10 protein-coding genes are annotated in these 9911 nt (G+C 50.6%); 2 read left to right on the forward strand and 8 right to left on the reverse strand.

Annotated elements, in window-relative coordinates; genetic code table 11:
• The first annotated feature begins 245 nt into the window (after positions 1-245).
• Entirely contained in the window at positions 246-818 is a 573-nt protein-coding gene (locus tag KDK14_RS07245) for a nitroreductase (protein ID WP_257264382.1), read from the forward strand.
• A 93-nt stretch (positions 819-911) separates the two neighbouring features.
• Here KDK14_RS07245 and KDK14_RS07250 read toward each other — a convergent pair whose 3' ends face one another.
• From KDK14_RS07250 to KDK14_RS07285, 8 genes are all read right to left on the reverse strand, one after another.
• Entirely contained in the window at positions 912-1361 is a 450-nt protein-coding gene (locus KDK14_RS07250; protein WP_257264383.1) for a YcgN family cysteine cluster protein, read from the reverse strand.
• A complete protein-coding gene (locus tag KDK14_RS07255) occupies positions 1358-1657 on the reverse strand; it encodes a YcgL domain-containing protein (protein ID WP_257264384.1) in 300 nt (99 codons plus the stop codon). The genes KDK14_RS07250 and KDK14_RS07255 overlap by 4 nt, the downstream gene beginning before the upstream one ends.
• The gene (gene rnd / locus KDK14_RS07260; RefSeq protein ID WP_257264385.1) at positions 1658-2809 is read right to left on the reverse strand and encodes a ribonuclease D; all 1152 of its coding nucleotides are present in this window, start codon (positions 2807-2809) and stop codon (positions 1658-1660) included.
• A gap of 73 nt (positions 2810-2882) precedes the next feature.
• A complete protein-coding gene (gene htpX, locus KDK14_RS07265) occupies positions 2883-3773 on the reverse strand; it encodes a protease HtpX (protein WP_257264386.1) in 891 nt (296 codons plus the stop codon).
• Between the two features lie 145 nt (positions 3774-3918).
• Positions 3919-4374 (reverse strand): hypothetical protein, encoded by a 456-nt coding sequence (locus KDK14_RS07270; protein WP_257264387.1) that lies wholly within the window; start codon positions 4372-4374, stop codon positions 3919-3921.
• A 104-nt stretch (positions 4375-4478) separates the two neighbouring features.
• Positions 4479-4856: a hypothetical protein gene (locus KDK14_RS07275; protein ID WP_257264388.1), complete on the reverse strand. Its 378-nt coding sequence runs from the start codon at positions 4854-4856 to the stop codon at positions 4479-4481.
• 182 nt (positions 4857-5038) lie between these two features.
• Positions 5039-7519 carry a hypothetical protein gene (locus KDK14_RS07280; protein WP_257264389.1) on the reverse strand — a complete coding sequence of 827 codons (2481 nt, stop codon included), beginning with the start codon at positions 7517-7519 and terminating at the stop codon, positions 5039-5041.
• Positions 7520-7824: 305 nt separating this feature from the next.
• Complete coding sequence (locus KDK14_RS07285; protein WP_257264390.1) at positions 7825-9039, reverse strand: pyridoxal phosphate-dependent aminotransferase; 1215 nt, start codon at positions 9037-9039, stop codon at positions 7825-7827.
• A 175-nt stretch (positions 9040-9214) separates the two neighbouring features.
• On the opposite strand from KDK14_RS07285, the gene msrB reads away from it, so the two are divergent.
• Positions 9215-9601 carry a peptide-methionine (R)-S-oxide reductase MsrB gene (msrB, locus tag KDK14_RS07290; protein ID WP_257264391.1) on the forward strand — a complete coding sequence of 129 codons (387 nt, stop codon included), beginning with the start codon at positions 9215-9217 and terminating at the stop codon, positions 9599-9601.
• Positions 9602-9911: the final 310 nt, after the last annotated feature.

Consider the following 9911-nt stretch of genomic DNA (forward strand, 5'->3'; position numbering starts at 1 on the left):
CCCTGTTACCGCCGTGAAAGGGCGGTGTCCTAGGCCACTAGACGAAGGGGACGCAGACCTTCGTGCATTGCTGCAGCGCAGGCGTATATTAATCACCGCGTTTAACGGAGTCAACCCCAAACCTTTTCATTGCAGTAAAATTGATTCATAGCCAAACCTGATAATACCGTCAACAATATGCAATCGACGGACAATTTCAAGATGCAAAAATACTCAAATCTGTTATTCGTGGGAGTGAATTATTGATGAATGGTATCGAGCTTTTGTTGGAAAGGGTGTCGACACCCCTCCTGGAGGAACCCGCACCCAGCGATCAGCAACTGGATGTGATGTTCCGGGCAGCCCTGAGAGCCCCCGACCATGGCCGCATTCGCCCCTGGCGATTTCTGAAAGTCAGGGGCAAGGCGCGAGAAGCGCTGGGTCAGCTAATGGCGCAGGCGACCCTGGAGAATCAGCCGGATCTTTCCGAAGAGGCGCTGGCTCGTGTCACAGGGATGCCACTGCGGGCACCCATGCTGGTACTCGCTATTTGCCCGGTCAAGCAGCATCCCAAGGTGCCAGAAATTGAACAGAAGATGTCATTGGCGGCGGCCGTTCAGTCTCTGTTGCTGGCCGCCCATGCCCAGGGAGTCGGGGCAATGTGGCGAACCGGAGAACTTTGTTACCACCCGGCCCTGGCAAAAGGTCTGGGTCTTGCCGACAATGAACAACTGATGGGTTTTATCTACCTTGGGAAGCCTGCTGGCACTAAAAAGAAAGTCCCCGTTTTAGATGTTAATGACTTTGTTTCTGAGTGGGAGTATCTGACCGAGACATAAGACAGTACTGAATGTTAAATAAAGCCTGAAGTTGTTAAAGAGGATATCCATGCATACAACTGCTGACTTTTAACATTAAAAACTGTTACCCCTTTAGCGAATCATGATGTGAGGAATGATATAGTCCTCCAGATCATCTTCTGCAATATCATTTTCTGAATGCACCCACCCTTTTACCGAGATTCCGGCCTGATGAACAGATTCACCGAAGCCGGATATCAGCGGGTGCCATTCAAACAGCGGTTTCTTTTCACTGATCAGCCGATAGGCGCAGGTTTCGGGCAGCCATTGGAACTGCTCGACATCTTTCAGTGTCAGTACCGTACATTCCGGCACGATATCTTTACGATTGGGGTAGTCTTTGCATTGGCAGCTGGAGGTGTCCAGCAGTTTGCAAGCGACGGTCGTGTAATAGACCACATCCGTATCTTCATCTTCCAGTTTGTGCAGGCAGCAGCGGCCACAGCGATCACAAAGGCTTTCCCACTCTTCGGCGGTCATTTCTGCCAGGGTTTTGGTTGCCCAGAAAGGTTTTTCGCTCATGTCGGGTCGTTAAAGGAAAGAAACTCATCCGGCAGTTTGATCAGATAATCTTCCTGCTCTTTGGGGGGCATTTGCAGATAGTAGCCATGATCAATAATCCCCTGCAAAACACTGACAGTCTCGACACGCGCCAGTTTTTTTTCCGGCGTCAGCAACAGGTCAAACACATGCACCGGTTTACCAAAGGCTTGTAATAATGCCTCTGGCAGGGTCTGTTCCAGTAAGGCGCCCTTGTTCAGGTACAGGTACATCTCTTCTTTTTTGGGGCTTTTATAGATAGAAACCAAAGACTTCATTCAAAGGCCTTTTTCCTGTTGACTTAATTGATTGAGTTGCTGAATCAGCGGGGTAGCGATGAAATCACGACGCCAGCCCGCAAGGGTATCCGGGAGCATAAAACAGCCATGATCCAGCCAGCTGCGCAACAGTGCGGTGGTCAGTTTTCCCGGCATCAGCAGCGCCAATGGCAACTCAAGTTCAACTGCCAGTTGCGACATCAGAGTTTTAATCTGCTTACCACAGTTCCTGACATTTTTCGGCAGTGGAGGCGGCAGCTTTTCGGGTCTTTGTGCTTCCGGTACCTGGCTGGCAGACCGGATAATATCCAGGATCTGCTCGCCATGGTTGCGTATAATGCCAGGACGTATTTCTGGAATTTCCCGCAGGGCACCCATGGCTTTCGGCTGAAATCTTGCCAGTGGCCAAAGGCTGCCTTTGGGGATAACCCGGTTTCTGGGCACATCCAGACTGCGGGCGGCCACTTCCCGAAAGTGACAAAGCGCTTTTAGCACCGCTAATTGCTGTGGCCAAAGCTGCCAGCCTCTTTTAACGTCTTTCCAGGCATTTTCCGGATCGAAAGGCAACACATTCAACGTCATGGCCAGACACTCGTCCTCCAGCCAGGCCTGTTTCGGTGTTGTTGCCAGCAGCTGATGCAGGTGCTGGTAAATCGCCGGTAAATGGGCAACGTCCAGGCTGGCATAGCGGACTTGAGCCTCTGACAATGGTCGCTGGCACCAGTCAGACCTTGTCTCATCCTTGGGCAGATCGATGTCCAGTACTTGCTTGAGCAGGGCCTGATAACCAAGGGAAAACCCCAGATTGGCAAACGCTGCGGCCAGCTGCGTATCAAACAAAGGCCCGGGTACGGTATCGGTTAACAGTTTGAACACTTCCAGGTCTTCACTGCAGGCATGAAGTACTTTAATGACCGAGCGGTCGGCAAACAATCTGGCCAGTGGTTGCCACTGATCAATGGCCAGTGGATCGATCAGAAAAACATCCGGGCCGGTACCTACCTGAATCAGCCCCGGCCGGGGATAGAATGTGTCAGTACGGACAAACTCAGTATCCAGAGCGATGGCATCGAGTGTAGACCAGCGCTGGCAATAGTCGTCAAGTGACTGATTGTTGTTGATCCAGACTGGCTTTGGCGACAAAAGCTGCATATCGAAAGGTTCTAACGAAAAAACCCATTATAAACAGTCAATAGCAGCGGTTGATAGGCCGGAGCGGTTTTTCTCAATGGTGAGCACGTAGCGCTTCGATGCGCTGGTCCAACGGCGGGTGACTGGTAAACAGGGCCGCCAGTCCACTGCGATCGCCACTGCGGATACCAAAGGCGGTCATGGTCGCTGGCATGGCGCTGGGCTCTTCATATTCGCAGCGCAGTCGTTCGAGGGCGGCAATCATATCCCTGCGCCCTGCCAGTTCGGCACCGGCCTCGTCGGCCCTGAATTCGCGTTGGCGGGAGAACCACATAACGATGGCACTGGCCAGAAAACCAAGGATGATCTCAGCGATAAAACTGGTGATGTAGAAGCCAATACCCACACCGCCTTCGTCCTCATCATCCCGGCGCAGGAAAGAGTCGACGGCATAACCAATAATCCGGGCAAAGAACATGACAAAGGTATTCACAACCCCCTGGATCAGGCTCAGGGTAACCATATCGCCGTTGGCAACGTGGCCGATTTCGTGGCCAATTACGGCGCGGGCCTCGTTCCGGCTGAAGCGATCCAGCAGCCCCTCGCTGACGGCAACCAGTGCGGCATTCCTGTTCCATCCGGTGGCAAAGGCATTGGCCTCTGGCGAGGGGAAAATACCCACTTCCGGCATGCCGATGCCGACCTTTTCAGAAAGTTCCCTGACCGTCTCAACCAGCCACTGTTCCCGGGCTGTTTGCGGCTGAGTAATAATTTGCGTCCCGGTGCTCATTTTGGCCATGAATTTGGAGAGCAACAGGGAGACAAAAGAACCGACAAAACCGAATACGGCACAGTATACCAGCAGGGAGCCCATATTCAGTCCCTGGTGGCTCAGGAAACTGCCGACGCCGAGAATATTCAGTGTGATACTGGCCAGCAACAGGACTGCCATGTTTGTGGCCAGAAACAACAGGATTCTCTTCATTTGTCAAGGTGACCTCATCGTCATTGTTGTCATTAGAGAGCTATTTAAAGTCGTATTATTATTCTTTCAAGAGTGTCTGATAAATACGTGTTATTTTTACATGGCACTGACAAAATAAAAGCCAGGCGCTTGATGATAACTGACCCTATCCTGACCCGGCCCTGGTGAAAAACTCCAGGGCAGCCAGGGCAATCGTTTCACTGCCTTTATCGTCAAGTGCCTGTCGGCAATACCAGGCCATGGTTGCCTGTTTTCGGACAATAGACGACGGAAGGTCTTGCTTTTTATCCGGGCCATCGGGATTATCCACAGGACTGACTGGCAAGCTTAGCCGCAGGAAGCTTTTTTCAGTGAGAACCACCTGATCCAGAGCGTCATGCCGGATGGTATCCTGATAGCGAATATAACCTTCCGTGGCCAGCCAGAGCAGAGCATCAAAACAGGCTTTGTGGCGCCGGTTGGGAATGCCATACTCATCGGTACCAGCGTTAGCAATCAGATCATCTACATACAGGGTTGTCAGCCGGGGGAAACTGGTATAAAGCTTAACCAGCGTTTTCAGACAGTCCTGATAAAACTCGTCAATGTGTATGTCGTCCATGGATCATCCATAAAAAAGAAGTTTGAAACTCCTGATTAAAAACAGGGCATCACAACTAAACCGAAAGATTTACCAGCGGAGAATCATCGTGAACATTGAAACTTTTATTCAGGGGGAAAGGTAAGGGTACGCACATTTTTTCCATGAACAAAATGATCAATTACATAATCAGTGACAGTGGTCTTCCCGGTATAGTCTTCGTAGATCTGTGCCATCCTGCCCAGAGTTGTTCCGACCACGACTGCGGGTATAACAATAGGGATTCTCGTCGACATGGATCTGACGTATGGTTGGTCGAGTGCTTTCGCCAGCCCTTTCATCATGTAAACACCGGTATTTCTTCCCAAAAAAGCCGCTACGCCCATCTGGAATCCTAACCATGCCCCAGCCTTGGTTAATGTGTTCGTTTCATATCTAGTGCCACGGTAGGTGAAATTGGCAAGTTCTCCGAGCGCCTTACTGGAATCAGATATGTTTTTCATGAGCAATGAATCCTGTGAATTTTATAATTAAGGGGCCATCAGTCGTTAACCCTGAAGATTTTTATAGTACTGCCTAGTCTGTTGTGCAAGATCCAAGGCTCTTGACATGTCCGGTCACACCCTTGTTTGTCGGCACAAAATGTCGTCACCCCAGAATCAGACGGCCATTGGCAAGAGCGTTATCAATATCCCCGGATCCAGCGATCCTGCTGGTCTTGCCCCATCAGCTTGAGCCGGATATTACGATCTTCTTCACAAACCGGTTTTTGATAGTCCGGCTGAAGCCGAGACTTGGCCTTGAAGAAAAGTCGGGCGCTGTCGGCGTGTTGCTTCTGCCCGGGAAATATTTCTGCCAAAAAGCCATGGATATGCCCTGCCGTACTGCCCAGAGCGCAGCGCATAAAAAACTCCATCTCTTTTGTTGCCTGGGGATGCTTCAGCGAATGCAACCATTGGACGACGGTATCGACCAATTCCTGGTCAGATGCTTGCTCAGGCAGTGGGCTGCTTCTGCGCATGGCAAGGCAGACGGATTGTTTCAGAAATTGCCAGGATAAATCCAGCAGCTCACCTTTTTCGTTGTTCGTCAGGTGGTCGACCTCATGCTCGCCATTAACGTAGCGCATAATGGTCCAGGTTAACTCCAGGGTCAGGCGATAAATGCCAATAGTACCCTTGCGGGTGGCATCGCCAAGGATAGTCTGGTAGCAGGCTAACTCCCTGATGATGTCGCCATCGGCCCGATGAGCACTGACCCTGGCGAGTAACTGATGAATGCCAGTGTTCCAGTAATCCATTTGCATGGTTTCCGTTGCTGACAGCGCTTTCCCACAGGGCCCCATCACCTGGTATGAGTCATCCGGTGTCAGCGGTTCTGGCCGGTTACCACCCTGCCAGCCCCTGATCTCGGCCATCAGGTTTTTGCACAGTGCCTTTACCCGGGTTCCCTGGCTCTGGGGCAACGTTGGCATGACAACGTTTGCCTCGGTGTCGGGCTTTTCGGGAGCATCTTCGATGGTTGGGGCACTTGCCGGTACCGACGTGACTGCTGGCGTATGCTGTGCCAACAGCACTGCCAACTCTGCCCGCAGTTGCTGAAGCACGGCAAGCTCATCCTGCGTCCAGAAGGCCCGGGGTTGAGACATCAGATTGTCAGCCTGTTCTTTCATGGTTTTAAGCTGTTCAGGGCTTAACCGGGGAAGGTCTGTGGCAAGCTGCTGACTCTGCATTTTTATGCGCAGGATTTCCAGTTGCAGGCGGACATCGGGCTGTTTCTGTCCGGGCATCCGGCAATCGCTCTCTGATTGGCTAATGGCTGCAAAAGCACCACGGTGTTCACCCTGTTTGTTCAGGATAAACGCCTTGAACCACCACAGGGTGTAGTTAGTGGCTTCGGGTAACTGCCCATGGCTGGCTGTTAACAGGGCATCAAGCATGGTGCGGGCCGCTGGATGATATTGCTCCAGCTGTTGTGAAAATTTCTCCCGCCAGTGCCCCGATAGCGCTTCTGCCGGACAATGGGCAAGGGCGTACAGCAGGGCAAACCAGTTGTGGTCAACATGATCAACGACCAGTGAAATAATAAACTTAAAATACAGGTCGCCCGCAGGAAAATAGGGCCCAAGTGCATTAAGCTGGCTGACCAGGCTATCTTTCTGGAGCAATTCCAGTCGGTAAGGATCGCCATCGCGTACTTTCGAAGCAATGATGTTGTTCAGATTTCGCAACTGCGCAACACATGCTCTAATGACATGACCCGCAAATATCTCTTTACCAGTAAACGACGTTTTCGGATCAAGGACAGTGTGCTTGTCAAGCTGCTTGAGGACTGCCAGCAAATGCAGTGAATTATTCTGGCCATGAGTGACTTTATCGAACACGGCCATGATTTTCTGTACTGAGTTCAACACCGGTGAATCAAGTTTCTGACAGTGTTCCACGACCTTTGCCAGTGACCTGGCAAACAACTCGCACCACTTGCAAAATAATTTCAGCCCGGATTGATCGTTTTTTTTCAGTGAATTTACTTTTGGATCAACATAAAACGAAAAACATTTAAAAACTTTGTGGAAAAAACAGATGTATTCTTCGGGTTTATCTGCCCGATTGAGTTCATCCAGTAAACCCCTGGCAATTTCATCAGTCATATTTTCGCTGACTGACTTGCCATCATCATCGCTTTCACTGGGCACACTGTATAATTCCCTGGCGATCCGAAGGGATATTACATCGGAACCTGCTCTTGTTATTTTAAAAAGAGCTTTTCTGAAACTCTCATAATCAATCATAGCGTTCGCCAAGTGAATACGTAACCCCGGATTCAGACAAGTGGAACTTACCTTGAGGCAATGTTGGTGCAAACCATCCAGCTTTTTTATGTGCGCTAACAGTTGTGCCGTGTCAAGATCAGGCGGTAATTTCTCTTGCCCCATTGGGGCGCCTGGATTATGCGTAGAAAAATCAATTTTCAGGAACTTTTTCAGTGCACTTCTTTCAGCGTTAATGCTTTTCAAAATAAGCGCGGGTTGTTGCTCGGGTGCTGTAGATCGAACTTTCCGCCTGCCTGATTTCCCGGTTTTACGCAATGCTGCACCGGATATTCCATTATCAGGTGGATTTACAGCGGGCGCTGTGCCCGAGGTTCCAGGAGACAAGTTGTCCATGATGATCATCCCATTTTAACTGCTTTTATTTATTAGTTATTCCATTTCTTTCATGGCAAGTTCCATTAGCAGAACATCCAGTCATTTATACATAGGACATTAATAAAAAATAAAAGTTCAATCCCACCATTTTGATCTCGGGTTGATCTCGGGTATACGTATTTGTCACTGGATAACTTCATCATGCTACTCAGTCCGGGAAAAGGCCGCAGGCCGACCCCCGCAGCCCGCCCAAGCGGTTCCGACGTTTCGCGCACAGCCCCGAATTGACTCAATTGGTGCAGTTCTTCGGGGACAAAGCCTGATTACTGCTGATAACGGCTCAGGAATCGCTCAAGTCTGGTCATTACCATTTCCAGGTCTTCAACCCTGGGAAGCGAGATGATTCGCAGATGGTCGGGCTCCGGCCAGTTGAAGGCAGTGCCCTGGACCAGCAGCACTTTTTCCTGAAGGAGAAAATCCAGTACCAGCTGTTCGTCATCATGGATCCGGTGATGTTTCGGGTCGAGTTTGGGGAACAGGTAGAGGGCACCTTTGGGCCTGGTGCAGCTAACGCCCGTTATCTGCTCCAGCATTTCCCATGCCCGGTTACGCTGCTCCAGCAACCTGCCGCCGGGCAATATCAGGTCATTAATACTCTGATAACCTCCCAATGCGGTCTGGATGGCGTGTTGCGCGGGTACGTTGGCACAAAGGCGCATAGAGGCCAGCATTTCCAGGCCTTCCAGATAGCTTCTGGCATTTTGCTTCAGGCCGGAAACCACCAGCCAACCGGCCCGGAAGCCAGCAACCCGGTAAGATTTGGACAGGCCGTTAAAACTGATACAAAGCATATCGTCTGCCAGGGAGGCCAGAGCCGTGTGCTCAACCCCGTCGTAGAGAATCTTATCGTAGATTTCGTCAGCAAACAGAATCAGGCCGTGTTCGCAGGCCAGCTGAACGATCGCTTTCAAAAGATCGTCGGGATAAACCGCACCGGTGGGGTTGTTCGGATTGATAACCACAATACCCCGGGTTTTGGCGGTGATTTTACTGCGAATATCGTTAATATCCGGACACCAGTCCGACTGCTCATCCTTGCGGTAATGAACCGCACGGCCACCGGACAGATGCACGGCGGCGGTCCACAGCGGGTAGTCCGGCGCCGGGATCAGCATCTCATCGCCAGTGTTCAGCAATGCCTGCATGGTCATTACCACCAGCTCACTGACCCCGTTACCGATAATAATGTCTTCAACAGTCACAGGGGGGAAGTTCTTCTGTTGACAGTACTGCATAATGGCCTTGCGGGCGGAAAACAGGCCTTTGGATTCACAATACCCCTGGGACAGCGGCAAATTGCGGATCACGTCCTGAGTGATTTCATCGGGGGCATCAAAGCCAAACGCCGCGGGATTGCCCGTGTTCAATTTAATGACACGATGTCCTTCTTCTTCCAGCCGCCTGGCTTCACGAAGAACAGGGCCGCGAATGTCATAACAGACATTGTCGAGTTTGGTGGATTTTTCAATATCCTTCATGGATGTCTTACCGATGGTTTCAGGTTCTTTGAGTTTGCCAGCAGGGGATTATGAATTGTTCTGCCAAGAGTTGCACTGGATAGTTTTTATCCGGGCAGTTATCCTTGTCGCCGGCGCGAGACGGTTCTGGAAAGTCTCTGTTGGCTGATCAAAGTGGCATAACAGGCAGTATGAGATGACTGAAAAAAAGTCAGATGAGTGGCGGAATGTGCTGACCGATGAACAGTACTATGTGTGCCGTGAAAAGGGGACTGAGCGACCGTTTACCGGCAAATATAACGTCTTTGAGAAAGACGGTGTTTTTCACTGTGTCTGCTGCCAGCAAAAGCTGTTTGACTCATCGGTTAAATTTGATGCGGGTTGTGGTTGGCCAAGTTTCTATCAGGCCATCAACAGCGATGCGATCACCCTGCAGGAAGACAATAGCCTTGGCATGGAGCGCACTGAAGTCCTTTGTTCCAATTGTGGTGCCCACCTGGGTCATGTATTTCCCGATGGACCGGAACCTACCGGTCTGCGATATTGTATCAACTCGGTGGCAATGACGTTTAAAGACCGTTGACCACCCCTGAAAACAGAAAAGCACCCATCTCGCCGGTGTCTGCAGAAGTTCTTGGGGTAGACATTAAGGGATACTTCCTGATAGCACTACTGTCCATTTTTTAGCTTCTGCGAACGAGTGCAGGTGGGTGGGTTGGTTGCGGGTCATGAATTGGAACCACGAAGAGCACAAATGCCCATAGCGCGTAAAAAAATATTTTGCGTCACCCCAGGACTGAAAAATGGTTAAGCAAAATATTTTTTCACGGCAAAGAAGAGCTTTTCTTTTCCTTTGTGCTCTTTGTGTGCTTTGTGGTTCAAAGCTTTTGCTT

Source organism: Endozoicomonas sp. ONNA2 (genome assembly GCF_024606365.1).
GTDB lineage: Bacteria > Pseudomonadota > Gammaproteobacteria > Pseudomonadales > Endozoicomonadaceae > Endozoicomonas.